This window comes from Microcystis sp. M169S2 (assembly GCF_020245865.1).
GTDB classification, from domain to species: Bacteria; Cyanobacteriota; Cyanobacteriia; order Cyanobacteriales; family Microcystaceae; genus Microcystis; species Microcystis ichthyoblabe_A.
In genome coordinates this window covers 30,718-50,558 of sequence record NZ_JADBUB010000054.1, presented here as the reverse complement: position 1 = coordinate 50,558, position 19,841 = coordinate 30,718, and the positions used below count along the sequence as shown (strand labels likewise).

Annotated in this window: 11 protein-coding genes; 10 read left to right on the top strand and 1 reads right to left on the bottom strand. The window is 38.4% G+C overall.

The genetic code is table 11. The features are described 5' to 3' along the window. Nucleotides 1-354 precede the first annotated feature (354 nt). The 7 genes from IM485_RS06170 (at nt 355) to IM485_RS06140 (ending at nt 16,648) form a co-directional block, all read left to right on the top strand. Nucleotides 355-4,371, top strand: a complete 4,017-nt coding sequence (locus IM485_RS06170; RefSeq protein WP_287741970.1) for a hypothetical protein — start codon at nt 355-357, stop codon at nt 4,369-4,371. Between the two features lie 49 nt (nt 4,372-4,420). Continuing rightward, a complete protein-coding gene (locus IM485_RS06165; RefSeq protein ID WP_287741968.1) occupies nt 4,421-7,288 on the top strand; it encodes a LamG-like jellyroll fold domain-containing protein in 2,868 nt (955 codons plus the stop codon). Nucleotides 7,289-7,379: 91 nt separating this feature from the next. Next, the gene (locus IM485_RS06160) at nt 7,380-8,027 is read left to right on the top strand and encodes a type I restriction endonuclease subunit R (RefSeq protein WP_287741966.1); all 648 of its coding nucleotides are present in this window, start codon (nt 7,380-7,382) and stop codon (nt 8,025-8,027) included. Between the two features lie 130 nt (nt 8,028-8,157). Beyond that, nucleotides 8,158-8,379: a hypothetical protein gene (locus tag IM485_RS06155; RefSeq protein ID WP_287741963.1), complete on the top strand. Its 222-nt coding sequence runs from the start codon at nt 8,158-8,160 to the stop codon at nt 8,377-8,379. Further along, nucleotides 8,361-10,199 (top strand): endonuclease/exonuclease/phosphatase family protein, encoded by a 1,839-nt coding sequence (locus tag IM485_RS06150; protein WP_287741961.1) that lies wholly within the window; start codon nt 8,361-8,363, stop codon nt 10,197-10,199. The genes IM485_RS06155 and IM485_RS06150 overlap by 19 nt, the downstream gene beginning before the upstream one ends. Nucleotides 10,200-10,252: 53 nt before the next feature. Next, nucleotides 10,253-14,734, top strand: a complete 4,482-nt coding sequence (locus IM485_RS06145; protein ID WP_287741958.1) for a DUF6603 domain-containing protein — start codon at nt 10,253-10,255, stop codon at nt 14,732-14,734. A gap of 21 nt (nt 14,735-14,755) precedes the next feature. Continuing rightward, nucleotides 14,756-16,648 (top strand): hypothetical protein, encoded by a 1,893-nt coding sequence (locus tag IM485_RS06140; protein ID WP_287741956.1) that lies wholly within the window; start codon nt 14,756-14,758, stop codon nt 16,646-16,648. A 548-nt stretch (nt 16,649-17,196) separates the two neighbouring features. Here the strand turns inward: IM485_RS06140 and rpsD are convergent. Continuing rightward, on the bottom strand, nt 17,197-17,805 hold the full coding sequence (gene rpsD / locus IM485_RS06135; RefSeq protein WP_002737433.1) for a 30S ribosomal protein S4: 609 nt from the start codon (nt 17,803-17,805) through the stop codon (nt 17,197-17,199). Nucleotides 17,806-18,197: 392 nt separating this feature from the next. Here rpsD and IM485_RS06130 point away from each other — a divergent pair, with 392 nt between their 5' ends. From IM485_RS06130 to IM485_RS06120, 3 genes are all read left to right on the top strand, one after another. Further along, nucleotides 18,198-18,698, top strand: coding sequence for a bifunctional nuclease family protein (locus IM485_RS06130; protein ID WP_002736902.1), 501 nt, complete (start codon nt 18,198-18,200; stop codon nt 18,696-18,698). A gap of 249 nt (nt 18,699-18,947) precedes the next feature. Then, nucleotides 18,948-19,232 (top strand): hypothetical protein, encoded by a 285-nt coding sequence (locus IM485_RS06125; protein WP_287741954.1) that lies wholly within the window; start codon nt 18,948-18,950, stop codon nt 19,230-19,232. A 361-nt stretch (nt 19,233-19,593) separates the two neighbouring features. Then, complete coding sequence (locus IM485_RS06120) at nt 19,594-19,833, top strand: hypothetical protein (protein WP_046661150.1); 240 nt, start codon at nt 19,594-19,596, stop codon at nt 19,831-19,833. The last annotated feature ends 8 nt before the right edge of the window (nt 19,834-19,841 follow it).

Sequence of the window (19,841 nt, the reverse complement as noted above, 5' to 3'; positions counted from 1 at the left end):
TGGCTTTCAAGACTCGGTTAACAATCTGTAATATTCCTTGTTGACACCCTTACTGACAAAGAAAAAACTGAAATCAAGTCAGGATAAGGGTTGGAGTGCTTACTGAAAAAATTGTTAAGAAAGATCCCTATAAGGGATAGGGGGGGATCTGACAACTTTTAACACCTACCTACTTATGTCAAGCTATTTTGAAAGCCTTGCTAGAAAACAGTTTTAGGGACAAGTATAATTACTCACTTGCATAAATGAGATGCTTCCATCTGATTTGTGCATAAAAACTAAAGATTTTAACATTAGAAAACTAAACCTGTTAGAATCGGGGCAACAATAAATGCTTGTAATCTTAATTAGAACATGGTCAATAGTATTTTAATGATTCCTGTTCATTTGGATGCTCTCTATCTGAAAAGAGAGCGCCTAGTTGTAGAGGCGATGGCAGATTTGAGCATAATTCCTTATTTTAATAGAAAAAGAGACGTAAATCCGAATATTGCTCATATCAGCGAGGAGATTGTTTCCCAACCCTTTCAAAATCAAAATCTCTACCTGAAAGGGGGAATCCATTTACATTGGGCGTTACCCGATGCTTTAACAAAAGGTATTCAAGATAGCGATAAAAAGACAGTTTTCCCATCAGTTCCTAATCGCTGGTTAGTAACACGCAATCTTAATGGCGAAAAACGTCAATGGGTGGTGGAGAGTGATTATCTTTATCGGGAAGGAGAAGGGGAGCAGTTAGGTAGTATTGCTTATCCCATTGAGATAAAAAATGGTAATCATCAACCATTTCGCTATTTAGGTCGCAAACTGCCTATAGAAGCTTGGTTAGAAAATGATCCCAAGGCTGAATACTTACCCTTATTGACGGCGGTAGGTTATGGTGAACCGACTTTTGCGGCTTTTTATCCCAATTGTCACAGTGTTTTTGGATTTTATGATGATTATTCTCCTGAAAATACTGATGGGTTACAGTATGATGTGATTGGGTGGTATAGTCACTTAGAAAAGGATTATTTCAATCAATTCATCAAATCAAAATCTCAATTAACTACACAGGAATTAATCAAAGCCATACAAGAGGAATTAAAATGGGCGGTTGCCGTTAAAAGCAATAAACAAATACCTCAAAGAATGCTCTGCTATGCCCGCTTAAAGTTTGCTTCTCCAACCAATACAGAGAAAGAAATTTCGGTAGAAGTGGCTGTAGGAAATACGGGAACGGAGGCATTATCTGCTTATTTAGGTCAAAAAATTGACAACAATTCTCAATCTATTATTGAAGATCAATTAGAAGCTTTAACCCTATCTTCTAGTCTAGAACATCGGCAGTTAGATCTAACAGCTAAGTTTGAGGAAGCACGCCATGAAAAAGGGTTTAATGCGGTCTCATCTGGCACAATATGGACAATTACTTTAGGAAGCACAAACGCTACAACAGCAAATGCTGAAGATGCTCAAGCTCAGAGCGAAGTTACTTTACCCGATAATATAGCTCCTAAACTGAATCAGCTTAATCTATCTCAACAGAAATATGACTGTACTTTCGATGAAATTGAGTCAATGCGTCGGCAACTCTTTTCTGATTGGTATAAGTATATGTTAAGTGTTTATCCCCCCCAAGGTAGCACCGCTCAGTATCCTGATATTGATGAAGTTAAATATTATATTGAGGAGAAGGGAATTGAACCTTTAAAGGCAAAACTGAATAATCTAGAGAATTATGAAAAGTTATTGAATGAATCTTTAACTCAATTACAACAGGCAATCACTCAAGTAAATATTACCCAGTGTAAATTAAAAGTTAGTGATATTTTAGACTGGGAAAAATTGATTAATCAGTTAGAACAGGGAACAACAGAGCCAATTAAAAGAATTAAGCAGTTAATCCCCGATTTGACCAGTAAAATTGCAGGGAAAAACCAAGGAAAAATTATAGATGCCTTAAATTTAATTTTTACTAAAAACGAAACAGAGCCAATTAAAAGAATTGAGCAGTTAATCCCCGATTTGTCCAGTAAAATTGCAGGGAAAAACCAAGGAAAAATTATAGATGCCTTAAATTTAATTTTTACTAAAAACGAAGAAGAATTAGTCCGTTGCAATCGTCTGCTTTTAGAAGTTTCTTTCCCTCAGCTAATTTTAAAAGCTCCACCACCTTACACCCTGAAACCTATTGCCAGTTCCCGTTATTGGCAACCAACAGAACCAGTTGTCTTGATGGCGGGGGAAGGGGTAAAACCCACCATTCGCCATGGACAAGATGGAAGATTGAGGGATGATGGACTGTTAGAATGTGAGATTTTACAACAGGAAGAGGACATTTTTCTGAATGGATTTTCGTCTATTCTCGGTAAAATTGATCAGATAGAAAACAATAAAACAGGGGAATATATTGGCTTTAGCACTTGGGAAGAACAACCTTGGCATCCGTTTTTACTAGAGTGGGAGGTAGAAGTTTTTCCCCTCCAAAATGGCTGTAATCATGGCACCTATAATCATCAATATGATGCTGAGTTTATTACGGATAATTATACCTTGAAAGAAAACGAGCCAGAGCTTTCTTTACAGTACGGAAAGGGGGCTGTTCTTAAAGCTGCTAATGTTTATAGTGGTCGGAGTATTTTAACACCCCATGCCGGAATTAAGCTTAAGGAAAAAATAGAAGTTTATTTAAAGAAACAATTACCTGATGAGGCTAAAGAATATTACGAACTAAACCTGTCTGAACAAGAAGAAGCTTACCAAAAAAGAATCCAAGATTGGTATAAGGACAAACCAAATTCTTTGACCAACTTAGACCAACAAGAAAAGATTCAAGCCATTCAAGCTTGGTATGAGCAAAAACCCTGTTATGATCCTAGTAATCCTAATTTAATTTTCACTAATCTACTCTCGGATCAAAAAGCTAAAGACCCCATTTATACTGCCATTAGAGCTTATCAAAATCTTTTAAGCCTAAATTGTCTATCTCAAGCTTTAGGAGGGTTTAACGAGGCTTTATTGATGCACAAACAGACCTTACAGTTACCTATTGCTGATCCTTTAGGATTTAATGATTATCAGCCTTTTACAGATGAAATAAAAGAAATGGTACAACAAAGTATCCGTAGTGCGCCAGAACCTTTAAATGATTTTAACCCAATTCGCTCAGGGGTAATGAAGATTTTGCGGTTACGGTTGGTGGATACTTTTGGACAGGTGAAAGATTTAGATATTAGAAATATTATCACTCCTGAACAGATGACGACTCCGGGCAGTCCCTATCTGATATCTTTACCTCCTCGTTTGGTACAACCGGCGCGCATTAATTTCCGTTGGTTATCTGCAATTGAAGGGGAACAGGAAATGAATAGTCATCCAGCTACTACTCCTATTTGTGGCTGGATATTGCCTAATAATTTAGATAATAGTCTCGCTATCTATGATAATCAGGGTAAGGCGTTGGGTTCGATTAATCAATTAGCGCAATGGCAAGCTGCGCCGGGAGAAAATACGGTTATCACCGTTGATAAAATTGATGATCATTTACAAAAAGTGATTAACTATATTATTAAGCAAGGATCAGATTTTAAGCAAGGAGCAGATTTTTTGTCTGATTTTATTTCGGCTTTAGATAGTGGTTTAGAAAACATTGATCCCGAAAACTCAGCGCAAAATCAAGGTTTAGCACTGTTAATGGGACGACCTATTGCCGTAGTCAGAGCTTCTTTAAATTTGGAATTAGAGGGACTTCCAGCTATTAACCAAGATTGGGGGGTATTTTGGCAAGATTTAAGACGTAATTTCCGAGAAACGGATGGCTTTGAAAAGGTCAAGTTTCCAATTCGTTTAGGGGAATATAAACAGTTAAATGATGGTTTATTAGGTTATTGGTTGGAAGGGGATAATGGAAGTCTCAAGGATGTATTTTATGCCCCTCAAAGTGATTTAGAGGGAATTAATCATCCGGCTATTAAATTTCATAATGGTAACAATCCTTGGCATATTGATCTTAATCTAAAAGATCCACCCACTTTATTGACTATGCTCATCGATCCCAGAGGAAAAGTTCACGCAACTACTGGAATTTTACCGACGAAATCAATTGATATTCCCCTGGATCAATATCAACAAGCGTTAGAGAAAATAGAAATTACTTTCTTCTCTGCTCCTATCTTGACAGATTATGGTAAAATTAATTTAGCTTTACCTGATGAAGTTGGTTATCAGTGGTCATGGTTGGAGAAAGAAAAGGAACAATGGTCAACTGCCGATAAAATAGGTCAAACTAATGTTAATGCCATCTTCTCTGGCAAGCAAGAAATTCGAGAAGGATGGTTAAAGTTAAGCACCAAAAAAGAGCCACCCAACCCTAATAGTCCTAATCCCTAAGTTTATTCAAAATTCACCCGTTAATTTTTTAAATCAAGGAGTATTAATTATGAGTAACACTAATGACTTAGTTCTACATCTAAAACTAGATACCATTATCCCCGATGCAGACAATCAAAGAGTTCGTAGTGCTTTTTTAAGCGAGAATGTTTCAGCTTTAAGTGAGAATATTTCGGCTTCTACTGAGAGCCAATATAGTGTTCATGGTAGTCCCCAAGTTGTGAGTGATGAACATTTTGGCAGTTGTTTCATTTTTGATGGAAGACAAGACTATATAGAAATTCCTAATTCAGAGGACATTAACTTTGCAACTAATCAAGATTTTACCGTTGCCAGTTGGATAAAAATAGCCAAAGAACAACCATTTAAAACCAATGGTGACAACGATATTATTGAAAAATGGAATGGTAGTAGAGGTTATCCCTATGTCATCAGATATATGCGTGATAGCCAAACAATCCATGCAGCAAGATATGATGGTTCTAATAATCCCTCTATCACCACCACAACTAAACTTAATAGTGAGCAATTCTATCACATTGCTTTTGTGAAAGAAGGGAGCAAGTTGCGGCTTTATTTAGATGGACGTGAAGAAAATAGTACGGATGATACAACCCAATCTCAAACACAAAATGATTCACCTCTTTATCTAGCACGTAGAGGAGGAAGCAATGAAGCTTATGCTAACTATTTTGCGGGAACAATTGCTCATCTTCGCATCTATAAAAAGGCATTATCTCCAGAAGAAATTAAACAGGATATGAATGATGATTTAACGGTGATCGCCGCTTTTAATCTTGCCTATCCTCTTGATTTTAATTTATATGAAGGAGAGGATCAAAAGTCAGTTATCTTTATTGAAAATGATACTAAGGGAGAAGAACTGGTTTTTGAAATTCAAAATGATACAGAAAAAGAGATTAATTTACCAGCAAAAAGTGGAGCAGTCACTCAAAATAATTATCATTTTGAATTAAGATTTAGACCTGATACTCTATCGCCTAAATCTTTACAGCAATTGGCTTTAAAAACCCAAAGTAATTGGAGTATGAGTTCTCCTGTTACTCAAGCAGATGGGATAGTTTCTCTCTATTTCTTAACAACTAATACTACCTTATCAGCTAATGAGGTCGTTACTTTAACCCTGCCAAACGTCAGTGCTTCAGCAGCGGGAGGGGCAAGAACAACCAGAGTTGAGTTTTTATGTCCAGAGTTTACTTATCAAGGAGAGACTTTAACTCATTATTACCGGGAAAAAAAGCTCAGCGTTATCGATCATCGAGGGAAGAAGAATATTCCGCTTCATGTCAGTTTTGTAGGCTCTAATCGGATTTTGAATGATGGCACAACGACCAATAAGTTAACTTTGCAAATTGTTAATGTATTAAAAGATAAATCTATTCCTTTGATTCCAGATAGTAAGGGGGATAATGCCTCTAAGTTTATTATCTCTTTTGATGTTCAAGAAGAAGGGCAGAATAAAGATTGGGCTTTGGGAACCACAAGTCAAGTACAAGGAATAGGGATTCAAGGAAAAGATTTTCGACTGAGGGCAAGACATATAGAGGAGTGGAAAATTGTTAAAGAGACTCAAGGAGAATCGCCAACTTGGACAATAACTAATCAAAATGAAGAAAACGTTGAGTTACGACAGGAACAGGGTATTGAATTAACAATTAACAATATCATTTCTTCTCTTCCTTCCGGTCAGACCAATCTTTATATACGCTATGAAAATATTCCGGGTTATTGGGATGGAACTTTTATTTGCACCATAGAGAAAATGCCCATTTTATATAAGGAAGGTAATGTAGGGATTGGTATCAGCGACCCAGGGAAATTCAAATTAAACGTACAGGGAGGCGATCTCAATGTTAGCGGCACAATTTACCGAGGTGGAAATCCTCTGATTTATGAAAATTATGAGATTTATTTAAGAGGTTCTGCTTTTGACTCTCCCGAAGGAAATAATACGTTTTTAAAAATTGCTAATGTTGCAATTACTATGACTAATAACAGGGGATTAAATACAGTTATTCTTCGTCCTGATGGTAGTTATAAAAAAGGCACTTCTCATGATATTTTTGCCGATAAAAGTTATTGGAATGATTGGGCAAATTGGATTAATGATCAAAACAATGTTGCTAATGGTGATGTTGTTGCAGTAGCTAGTTGGGATGCTATAAGGAATGCTCCTAGAGGTGGAGCTGCAGAAACTTTATTGACCTCCATTAAGGCTTTCAGGGCTTTTGAGGCAGAAAAAGGTGAATTTCCTGAGCGTTCTCCCTATGTTCTCTTATTTGTCAAAGGACGAGCGGGAGCAATGGAAGTCTGTCAACCCCATAAAGGACTTAATGCTCATCTGAAAACAACTTACTATGAACTGTTGAATTATGGTAATACTTCAGTCGTTTTAAGGGGAATGATTATAATGTGGGCTGGGGATGTCAATCAAATTCCTGTTGGTTGGGCTTTATGTGATGGCCAGAATGGTACACCCGATTTGCGAGATCGGTTTATAGTAGGTGCAGGATCTAACTATGGAGTTAAGACTACTGGGGGTCAGGCTACTGTAACCCTAACCGAAGCACAAATGCCTCCTCACAGACATACTGGAACAGCAGAAAGTAGTCAGCACCGGCATATCATCCCAACGGATAGTGGTGGTGGTGGAGAAGGTTGGGGGCAGGAGAGAATGATACAAGCAAATGTTTATAACAATGCAAATAATTGGGCTAATGCAAACAGCTACGCCTATACATACGGAGACCCTGTGGCACAATGGACTCCTAATTCAGCACCGACTGGGGGAAAGGGGGAACATACTCATAACTTGGCTATCAATCAAAGTGGTGCTGGACAAGCACATAACAACATCCCACCCTATTATGCGTTAGCCTATATTATGAAGCTATAGCCTTTTATTTTGCTCCAAATTAGCTAAAAAATGATGGAAAATTAAAAGCGATCGCCTCCCATCCCACTCCCAATTCTCTGAGGAATTTCTTATGATACAGACTTACCCTATTTCTAAAACTATCACCACCCTAGAAGCTCTTGAACAAAAGTTTAAATTATCTCCTACAGATAATGAGCTATTCTTTCAGGAATGGCAACAGGACTTACCTGAACTAACGGATCAAGAAAAAGAAACCCTAGAGCAAATTAAAAGACGGTTTTTACGTCATAGAAAACGAGTTTCTCTCACCGAAGGAGTTATCAATCAATTACTCATTTCTCCTTTACTGACATTAGCGGGTTTATATGATGAACCTTTCTATGTCACCACGGAAGCAAGTGTTGAACTAGAAATAGAAGAAGAGGAGGAAATCTTACGGGGGAGAATTGATACTTTAATTATTGCTCCACAACTGTGGGTGTTAATCATTGAATCCAAATCTACTATTGCTTTTCCTGTTGCTTTACCGCAAATAATGACTTACATGATGGCAAATCCTAACCCTCAAATACCGGTCTATGGTTTGATAGGTAACGGTGATGAATTTATGTTTATCAAAATGCTGACTCAAGGCGTTCCTCAATATGACTTTTCTAACATTTTTTCCCTGCTTTTACCCCGGAGAAATCAGTTAGAGGATATATTGCAAATTCTCAAACAAATTGCTAAAATTATGATCATAAACAGGACGGGTTAAGAAATTAAAATATCTTGAAATAATCGCTCTTTATTCTAGTCCTCTGTTAAAATGCGGAAAGCGTATCGAAGGGAGCTTCCCTCGGCAGCTCCCCCCTAATTCAACCCCTACCCTAAAAGAATGATTAACCATGACATTAACGATTGTCAATGACCCCCTAAAAACCATTCTTGCTCGACTGAAACAAGAGCTAAAAAGACATTACGGTGATCGCTTTCCAAAACCCTCAGCCATAATTAGGGCTTTTGGTTGTAAAATTTTTCAACAAGCTGAAGATTTAATTAGAGAAATTTCACCAAATAAAATAGAGCAGTATCATTATCGAGAATCATTATGCCAAACATCAAAATAATCTATTGGAATGTTGAAAATTTTGGAGATGCTCACGACGGACGAAGAGGAAATTATGTTCCCCTTTGTAATTTTATAGCTCAGGTTGTTCAAAATGTGGATGCTGATATCCTTTGTTTGATGGAGTTAAAACAAAATGCTGTTCAAAATCAAGGAGTAAATCCCTTAGCCTTATTACAACAAGCATTGCACAACTTAGCTCCTGCTACACACTGGTATTACGATTGGATACCGGGTTCTCTTGTTTTTAATGGTTTTGGAGCAAATTATAATCCGAACAATGTTAACTTTACAAATCAAGGTCGTAGAGAAGGTTATGCTGTTTTTTGGAGGCTAAATATTAGCAAATTTATCATGCAGTCGGCTGCTCCTATTGACCCACTAACAACCACACCACAAGGACAGGCTCGACCAATGGAAAATTTGCCCAATGGACATATTATTAATACTCAATCTAATGGAATTCTTAATAATTTTGCAATAAATCTAGGTTCTCACTATTCAATTCCTCTTGGTACAGTGCCTCCCCCAGGAGGCGCACCATTACCAATGCTATTGAATCAGGGGGATATAATACCACAAAATACTCAAATAGGTCCAACTGGAATTCAACTAAATCAACTCATAAATGGAGTCAATCCAATTGTTGTTCCCGGTGGCTATACATTAACAGATAATTTGATTTTACCTGCTGTTAACTCTGTAATTGTACCGCAACATATCCTTAGTTTAGTTCTTTCTGGTAGAACTCAAAACTATAATCCTGGTGGTATCAATGATTGGGATTTATTGACTTTTCCCGGTGCGGATAGGGCAATATTATGGAATGGTAGCAGAAGACCAGCTTTCTGCACTATTAAAGTAAATAACTTTGGGAATGACCTTATCCCTATTACGATATATCACGCACCTTTATCTGATCCTGTGCAAGCAATGTATCATTGTGCAACCTCAAGATCACTATATGAAGCATACGATTACAATACCAATCAATATATACACAATACTCGCTCAATAGTTGGTGGCGATTTTAACGCACGACTTAATGGTAATGCACTCCATTACACCGCTTATACTGATGATTTTAACAATAACGGTGCTGGCTGTAATGATGCCACGGTAGCTCCACCTAATCAAAATATAAGAGTTAATAATAATCCTCCTCTTGCTCCACCAGCCTTTCCTCCTCCTCCTGCTCTCCTGACTCCTGCAAACAATCCACAAAATAAATCAACTGTACAATTAAAACATCCTATAATAGGTGCTGGAAATCCTGTATTGTCCAATAATACTGAGCATTATCGCAGGTCGGCTATTGACAACATATTTTATCGTGGTTTTACAGCAGCCGAAGCACCTCATCATGCTTTCGGCGATATCTATGATTTATTGCAAGCAGTTACAGGTGGTGGTTTAGGTTTAGCCAATTTTCAGATTCCTCCTGCAATAATTCAAATGTTCAGATTACTTCCTATTTTCCACCAAGGAAATTTTCCTTTGCCACCACATCCTGGAATTAATAATGTATTAAACAACACTACGTTATTTTTTGATATTGGGCAAGGAAGTTTTCCTCAGATGTTCAGTCCTCCCGCAGGTAATGGCCCTTTTGCTGGACAGCAACCTCTTCCACAAATCGTAACCCCAGCAAGACGTGCAGCAGAGTTTTTAAGGGTATTTGTCAGTGACCATTTACCCGTTATTTTTGAAATGAATTTAGTACCTCCTGCACCTCCTCCTGCACCTCCTCCTGCACCTCCTCCTGCACACCCCAACCCAGGAGATCCTCCTCCTTCTCCAAAAAGGAGACGAACTGTTTAAAAAAAGCTTTAAGGGTGCATAGCAAAAGATACAAAATAAAACAACATAAGCACATGAATAGTTCAGATGTCAAAACTCAAATAGATCGGTATATCAGCAATAACATTATTGCTTTATCATCTCAAAACAACGACCTCAATTCTCCCAAGATTAATTCAGTAATTAATACCTATTTTTTGGGAAATATAACGGGGTCATTGCAACTTGTTAATGGTGATACAGCGACTATTGAAAATGAACAGGTAATTTATCAACTCAGTTTAGATACGCAAAATTTCTTTCTGTATAAAAACACCTCAACTATAGAGGCAAAAATTACCTTTTTTATTCATAACGATGTTGTTGAATTCACTATAGAGACAAAAATGCCAGAAAGTTATCATTTTGCTGATAGCTTCAGTGAACTGGCAAATCAACCCACTTTACCGATTAATCAAGTTATCATTAAAAACTGTGTCTTTACTATTCAATCTCAAGAGGTTGATTCTGTTGATTTTGATGCTGATTTACAAGCAATAGGACCATTGGAAAGAATTGCTTGGATGACAACAGGAGAAGTAAAATTAAGTGGCAACATTAATTTTCAAACTGTTGATAATAAACAACTTCCCATCTTAAATCTGACAGCAAAGATTTTAACGCCTTTATCCTTTGGGATTTTTACCCTTGATATAGCTGTTAGGCTAAAATCTTTTGTATATTCCATTCCTAATAATACTCCATCCTATCTATTTTTAACTCAAGTAGAATTAGTTACCGAATTTAAAACCTGTAAATTAACAATTCCTGTAATCATGCCACTTTACGGGAAAGAACAATATTTACTATCATTTTACTTAGATTTAGCGAAACCAAAACCTGTCATAAACAATCTCAATGATTTATCAGGATTTACTGATAATAACGATCCAAGCAACTTACTTGATATAGAAATATCACTTGGCAATGCAACATTTTCTCTAGATAGCGTCAGTGCTGTTTTAAATCCTGTTACTCAACAGCTAGTTAATATACAATTTGGTATCAGTTTTTCTCTTGATTGGACGATTATTCCCAAGACACTTGAGTTAGAAAAAGTGGGTGCAGTTTTTACAATAAACAACCCTACAAAACCTCAAAAAGAAAATATTGGTATTTATCTGTTTGCAGAATTGAAAATAGGTTCAATTTTTTTAGAAACATCCATTTTATTGCCAGAGAAGATATTACAAGCACAATTAGAACAAGGTAGCGAGATTGATGTTAATGAGGTCATTAATACTTTAGCAAGAGGAATTACTTTACCAGGGGATGATGAACTCAAAATTTATGACCTTGAAGTTTATGCTAATGTTAAAAAAGGGGAAGAATCCTATTCATTTCAAGCGGCAGCATCAGGACATTTAACTATTATTCAGGGATTAGTTATTAATAATATTGCTTTCTGGATTGAATACCAAAATCAATCTTTTTCGGATGTTAGACTCAGTAGTACACTTACCCTAATTAACGCAGGAGTTGAATTATTTCTCCTCGCTAATTATCAAAATGACAATGGTTGGTATTTTCAAGGAAGTACAGGATATGGACAAAAAATTCCGATTAGAAACCTAATAAATGATATTACTAATTTATTCGGTACTGATACAACCCTACCTTCATCTGTATCAGACTTAATTATTGAAAATTTCGGACTCTCATTTAATACAAAAACTAAAGATTTTACCTTTACCTGCGAGTCCAAATTTCCCATTAATAATCAAGAAGTAGATATTACAGTCAATATTAATATTACCCAACAACAAGACGGCTCTTATAAAAAACACTTTGATGGACATATCACCATTGGTAGCTTAAAATTTGCTCTCATTTTCGATGCGGATAAAACCTCTACTAATTTCCTCGCCGCTTACCACGATGAAAAAACGGTCAAAATTAAGGACTTAATTGGTTATCTTGACCCCCAACTCAAAGATGAAATTCCCGAAGGGCTAGAAATAAGCCTCAAAGATGCCCTATTTGTGTATGCTAAACAACAAAGCTTAACTAACTTTCTCTTTGGTTTAAATATTGGTGGTGGCATTAACCTCTCTAACCTGCCCTTAGTTGGACGGGAATTTCCTCCCAATGAAACCCTGAAAATTTCCCTACAAGTCTTAGTAACTAAAGCGAATTTTACAGCCCCAGAACTACAAACCTTAAACACTTTATACACCGACGGAGGCATTAAACTACCCACCACCGATATTAACCAACGTCTCGACCTTATCCCCTCGCTTCAATTCGGAAGCGAAATCCAACAATTAGAACTCCCCATCACCATCAATAAACAGACGGGTCAAATAGAAGGAACAACCCCCCCACGGGATAATAACCTTTCTCCCCCAGTCGTCACCCCTTCCTCTACTCCCACCCCAATTAGTGATAGTACCAAATGGTTTACACTGCAAAAAAGCTTGGGTCCCGTCCACTTTCAAAGAATTGGTCTGAAATACCAAGACTCAAAAATCTGGGTTTTATTAGATGCTAGTCTTAACCTAACTGGACTTTCCCTCTCCCTCGATGGACTTGGCGTTAACTCCCCCCTCAATCAATTTGACCCCAAATTTGACCTTAAAGGCATCGGCATCGACTACAAAGGCAGCGACACCCTAGAAATAGGAGGCGCATTCCTCAGAACTACCCGAAACGGCATAGACGAATACGACGGTGCCGCCGTTATCAAATTTAACGTCAAAGGCAAAGCCCTCAAACTTTCCGCCATTGGGTCCTATGCTTATTTTGAAGGACATCCCTCCCTCTTTATCTACGCCCTCCTCGACTACCCCATCGGTGGACCCTCCTTCTTCTTCGTCACCGGGTTAGCCGCCGGCTTTGGCTATAACCGCGCCCTCAAAGTCCCCACCATTGACCAAGTTGCCACCTTCCCCCTCGTCGCCGAAGCGGTTAACCCTCCTCCGGCTGAGGGTTCTAACTCAGACCAAGCCGCCCGACTCACAGGAGAACTAACCAAACTCCGAGACTATATCCCCCCCGAAACTGGGCAAATATTCCTCGCCATCGGCATTAAATTCACCTCTTTTAAACTGATTGATTCTTTTCTCCTGCTTACCGTCGCCTTTGGTAATCGTTTTGAACTTAATCTCCTTGGTTTAGCCACCCTCATCGCCCCCCCCAATCCAGGCCCAGGAGTCTCCCCGGTTGCCCAAGTACAACTAGCCCTCAAAGCCAGTTTTCTGCCCGCCGAAGGATTTATCGGCGTTATTGCCCAACTTACTCCTAACTCTTATATCCTTTCCCAAGCTTGTCATCTCACCGGAGGTTTTGCCTTTTATGGTTGGTTTGCCCCTAACGTCCATGAGGGGGATTTTGTCCTCACTTTAGGGGGTTATCATCCCCTCTTTAAAGTCCCAGACCATTACCCGAAAGTACCTCGCCTTGGGCTTAATTGGCAAGTTAGCAGTGAACTTTACCTCAAAGCAGATGCTTATTTTGCCTTGACTCCTTCCGCTATCATGGCCGGGGGACACCTCCAAGCTACTTGGAATAGTGGTCCTCTGAGTGCTTGGTTCAACGCCGGGGCAGATTTTCTCATGTCTTGGAAACCCTATCACTACGATATTTCTATCTATGTTGATATGGGAGTGTCCTATACTTTTCACTTTTTTGGAACCCATCATATTACTGTTCAATTAGGGGCAGATTTACACATCTGGGGACCCGAATTTACAGGTATTGCCCATATTCATCTTTGGATTATCTCTTTTGATGTGAGCTTTGGTAGCAGTGCCTCGCAAGCACCCAAAGCCATTGACTGGAATGAGTTTAAAACCTCTTTTCTCCCTGCTGCTGATGCTATTTGTAGTATTACTGTTCAAGAGGGTTTAGTCAGAAAAGTTAATCAAGATGATAAAACAGATTTAGGGATCATTAATCCTAAAGATTTCTGCTTAGTCACTAATTCAGTCATTCCTGCTAAGAAAGCTGTCTATACTAAAGATATAACTCTTCAAGACGATCAAATCCAAATCGCGGAAAGTAATACCCAATTTGGCATCAGTCCAATGGAAGTCAAATCGGAGCAATTAACCTCAGATTTAACGATTAGTATAACTAGAGATGGCAAGTCTCTAAGTTCAGAAGAATTTGACAAAGATTTTACTTGTATTCCCCTATTTAAAAAAGTTCCCATCGCACTTTGGGGCGAATCTTTAACCCCTAGTTTGAATGGTAATCAATTTATTGAAAATACCCTATCTGGATTAGAAATTAAACCTAAAAAACAACCAGAACCAGGAGCAACTCAAGCCATTAATCGCCGTGAATTACAATTTAGCACTACTCAAATTAATAATGCTTGTCATTGGCAGACAATTGGCACTTTTCATGAGGAAACTACTAAAGACATTAGTAGCACTATTGTAGATAATGCAGTCAACAACACCAGAGAAAATTTACTAAAAGCATTCAATTTAAACAGTGAAGAAATTGATCTCAGTGCAACAATTGCCAACAATTTATTAGGTTCACCTAAAATTGGAGTTTTAGTTAATTAATTATTATTAAAGGAGTCAAAAATGCCAGAAACTACCACAAATGAACCCACTAAAATTGAATTTATTCAGTATCATCAACCAGCTTTAAAAGATGGTGATTATGAGATTACTATTACACAAGAAATAAAAGAGGAAAAAATTACAGCAAATAACTCCTTTCGGATTACTAGAAAATTTTCTGTAGGTGCAGAAAGATTTGACTTAAAACCTACAGACATCCACGCTGTATTTCCCCCTGATGGTAGCTTAGGAGAACATTCTAACGTTTTACCCCATATTATCTTAAACCGTAGTATTTTACCTTGGGAACGTCAGGCTATTTCTAACAATAATAATATTCCTTGGTTAACTGTATTATTATTTGAAGAAACGGAAGCACCAGAAACTCAAATTATTACCCTAAAAACCTTAAAAGATATTAATATTTATCCCGCTAAATTTCCCAATTTTACCCTAGAAAGTGGACAACATGAAGACGATAAAGTAATAATTATTGATGTCAAAAAAGAGTTATTAGAAAAAATTTTACCCACTAAAGAAGACTTAACTTATCTTGCTCATGTTCGTCAAGGAACAGATGAGCAAGATAAGTTAATCGGCGATGAATTAGCCGTTATTATTTGTAATAGACTTCCTCAAAAAAGTGGCAGAAGTATCGTCCATCTGGTTTCTTTAGAAGGACGTTATAATAATAACGGTTTTGATTTTCAGGGAGCAGGAGATAATGATAAGATTCGTTTAGTTAGTCTAAAAAGTTGGAGTTTTTCTTGTATTGATGAAAAGCAAAGTTTTAAAGGACTTTTGACCCATCTTAACCGAGAACCTAGTACCCTAAGATTGCCTCAAGTTAATAATACTGAAGCGGAAAAATATCTATCTATGGGTTATATTCCCTTACCCCATTTTTTACGACAAGGAGGGAAAACCTTCTCTTGGTATCATAGTCCTTTAATTACGGGAAACAACCCTAACAATAACATCACCTTACCCATTCGTACCGCAGATGAATTAATCATATATAATCCTGATAATGGTATGTTTGATCTTTCATACTCTGCCGCTTGGGAATTAGGAAGATTACTCGCTTTACAGAGTAAAAATTTATCCGTTAGTCTCTATAATTGGAAACGCGCTCATAGACAAAACTTACAAAATATAGCAACTCATTTACCTGTTTATAATCAACCTAATACAGAACTTCCTGAGAGTATTTATAATTGGTTTGAAGATTTAAGTCTTCTTAAAGGTGTACCCTTTAATTATCTCGTTCCCGATGAACTTATGTTACCTGTAGAATCAATTCGTTTCTTCTATCTTGATTCCCTTTGGATAGAATGCTTATTAGATGGAGCATTTAGTATTGGTCGAGTAACTACATCAGATCATAAACATGATCAAGAAAATAAAACAAATCTTGCTGTTAACAATTACCCCATAGTAACTGGTTTCTTACTCCGTTCAGATGTGGTGTCAGGTTGGCCAGGTTTACTCGTTGATGGTTATAATGAAGTTGTTAATAATGATCAACCTGTTGATGAAGACAAGAAGATTGAATTACTACGGATGGAACGTCTTTCTGCTAATGTTTTAATTTGTTTATTTAAGGGAGAAATCAAAACAGTAGATATTCACCAAAAACCAGAAACCTTACATTTCGGACTAGACTGGGATGATAAGACTAAAAAGTTTTACAAAAAATTGAAAAACCTAGAAGGTCAGTCAATTGACAAAAAGGTTGTTAATATTCCTTGGAAAGATTCAGAAAAAAGAGTTATAGAAAAAAGAGTTATAGATATCAATTCACTTACTGACAGGATTAAAGAACAAGTGGACAATAGTAGCTCATTTACCTCTGCACAATTGGCTTTAGAGATGATTGAAGGGGTAGAAAAAGTGAGATTTATTGGTTCTTAAAAAGATATTATCTCCAAATGTTGATTATTATTGGCGGAACGATAACTTGTGATAGACAAACTGGATTTATTTGATCAGCTAAAGCGCAACCCTTTGGGTTCGCCTCTGGAAAGTGCCAGGGTTTTGAGTCCCTCGGAGCGATTTCTCCACGTTTGTTTCTGGCACTTTTTGGGCTAAAAAAGTGCCAAAACCGTTTTCTAGCAAGGGTTACACTGATATTCAGCAGACCCTATATAGGGTCTGCTGAAAAAGTTTTTCCTGGGGGTAGGAGTCAGTAGCCGGTCGTCAGGAGCCGGTCGTTTCAGGCTTTGTTGCCCTTGTTTTTTGTACCAAGCAATGTACTACAAGAAGGATAATGCAAGGTTTTTGAACGTCCCAATCCTATTTTCTTGCACTAACATCGGACTTTAACAGGTCAAAAGCTTTATTTTAAAAGGGTTTTACCATTATTCAGCAAACCCTATATACATTCAAAAACACTAAATTTAACCAATAAAATAAGGACGCTGCCAATTGCGTCCTCAAGGTATCTGGAAAAGGCTTTTTTCCTAGACTTTCCGAGAGTAGTATTCCACTACTAACAGTTCATTAATCGAGAGGGCAATCCATTCTCTTTCCACAACGCCATTCACTTTGCCCACAAGGGTGTTTTTGTCAAATTCCAAATGACTCGGCAGGTTGGCTAAACCGGGGTATTCCATATTTCTTTTGACGAGATCCTGGGAACGCTCTTGATTTCTAACTCCAATCACATCACCCGGACGGCACTGATAACTGGCAATATCCACAACTCTACCGTTAACGGTGACGTGACCGTGATTGACTAATTGTCGCGCCCCCGGAATTGTCCCGGCCATACCGAGACGGAAAACGGTATTATCCAGACGCATTTCTAAGAGTTGCAGCAGCACTTGACCAGTGGAACCAGTAGCCCGGCGAGCTTTGCGGACATAGCGAACTAATTGTTTTTCGCTGACACCGTAGTTAAAACGCAGTTTTTGTTTTTCTTCTAGACGAATGGCATATTCTGAACGTTTTTTGCGGGCCTGGCCATGTTGCCCCGGTGCATAGGCACGACGGGCATTTTTACGGGTTAAGCCGGGTAATTCCCCTAAACGACGCACAACGCGCAAGCGCGGTCCTCTATAACGAGACATACAAACAGTCTGCTCCTATTTAAATTTATCCCAAAACTATTATCGTAGCACAAATTAAGTAATTTAGTGGGGAAGTGGGGTGTAGGGTGTGGGGTGTAGGCTTCGGCCGTGAGCTCAGCGTTCGACCGAGCTCACGCCGAGGTCCGAACGGGTGTGGGGTGTGGGGAGAATAAATAAAAGCAATCTCCTGAATACTGACTCCCGACTCGGAGAATACTGATTACTGATCACTGATTCAAGCCTGACGGCAGCTGATGTATTTTTTTCATTAAAGATAAGGCTAATCCCTGCCATCTTAGGGCATACTGTGAGTGTAACGAAGCACTATATTATTCAGGTTGCTTTCCCACTCCTTCCCTAGCTGAATCTCTATCTTGGAGAAGCCATTAGTCATGATCGAAATGAAAGTCGCTGGAATTGCCCTAGACGCTATCACTCGCAGTCCCATTGTACTGCTGAAGGATGGTTCCGAGCGTCGCGCCCTACCTATCTACATCGGACAAGATCAGGCTAAGGCTATTATCACCGTCCTCGAACAACAAAGACCCCCTCGTCCTCTTACCCACGATTTGATCGCTAATATTTTTAAAGCTTGGGACATGGATTTAGAAAAGATTATCATCCATTCTCTCCAAGACAATACTTTTTATGCTGTTCTCTGTCTCCAGCGCGGCGAAGTCAAAAAAGAAATCGATTGTCGTCCCAGTGATGCGATCGCTATTGCCCTGCGTACCAACAGTCCCATCTGGGTAATGGAAGAAGTGATCGCTTCTGCTTCTATTCCTGTTGATCGTGACGCAGATGAAGAGGAACGTCAAGCTTTCCGCAATTTCGTCTCCAATCTTAGCCCCTCAGATCTGATCCAACGTCGCGGTGATTTTAGTGATCAGTGATCTTGAAGCGGTCAGCCGTCGGCTAAATAAAAATGATAGTAACAGGGAAATTATTAGGGGTCGAGAATAGAGTCGCCCCCATCCCCTCCCATTCGGAACCGTATCTTGGAAAGAAATGATCAAAAAGTTAGATGTCTATAGCGGTAAGCGCTTGAGTGAGATACAGACCAAGCTTTGCCTAGCATGGTTTATAGCTCGTGACACTGTACCTCATACGACTGCACACCGCTATATGAGAAATACGGAGTCGTGGGATACTATCTTTACGATCCCGTTCGCAATCATCTTAGCGATTGGCAAGCTAGGAAGTCTAACCTAGAAATTATCGAGGTGATGGATAATTGGTTTAGTCCTCTTTTATCCGCAGAAGATTGTCAGATTTGTCAACCAGATGGCGAGGTATTTTTGACTTTTGTAGAGTTAGGAAAGAAACTCAAGCAAGTGCAAAAACGGGCAGAAACTGCTGAACAACGAGGGCAAATGCTAGAGGCAAAATTGCGAGCCTTGGGGCTAGAATTGATTAAATTAACCTAGTTTCTGGAGCGGACAAGACAGCTTTTTTTTCTCAAGTACAAAGACACAAAGTTATACTACAGGGTTTCTCTCACCATTAAGATAACTGCTATAATGTATTCGCCAACTCTAAGTGGTCGAACAAAATTAAAGTTAACCGTGAGGCAAGGGAATAGACCAGAGGCAATAGTCAAGGCTCTCAGCTTTATTAATGTTTCTTAATACAAACGTATTTGTTGAGAGGGTTTCCGAGCAAATATGAAGTGTAAACTGATTAGGCATCGTCCGTAATTCCTGATCCTGACTGGGGATAACTGCCATGCCTTCTACTACTTAGAAAAAAATTATCAAGTTTGTATTGATCACTCAAGGAGAAATTTTTATGGAAATATCTCGTCCTAATCAAGTAGAATTAACCGCAGAAGAACATCAGGAACTAGAAAAGTTGCGAGCTATTATCGAACAGGCTAGTGTTGATGGCGTGATCACTCAAGGGGAAAGGGAAAGAATCGCCCTAGCTATGAGGTCTGATGGTAAAGTGACCCTGGAAGAATTAGAGTTAGTCAGAACTTTAATTACCGAAAAAGTGAGCAAAGGGGAATTAGTTCTGGATTATCTTTAAACTCTGAA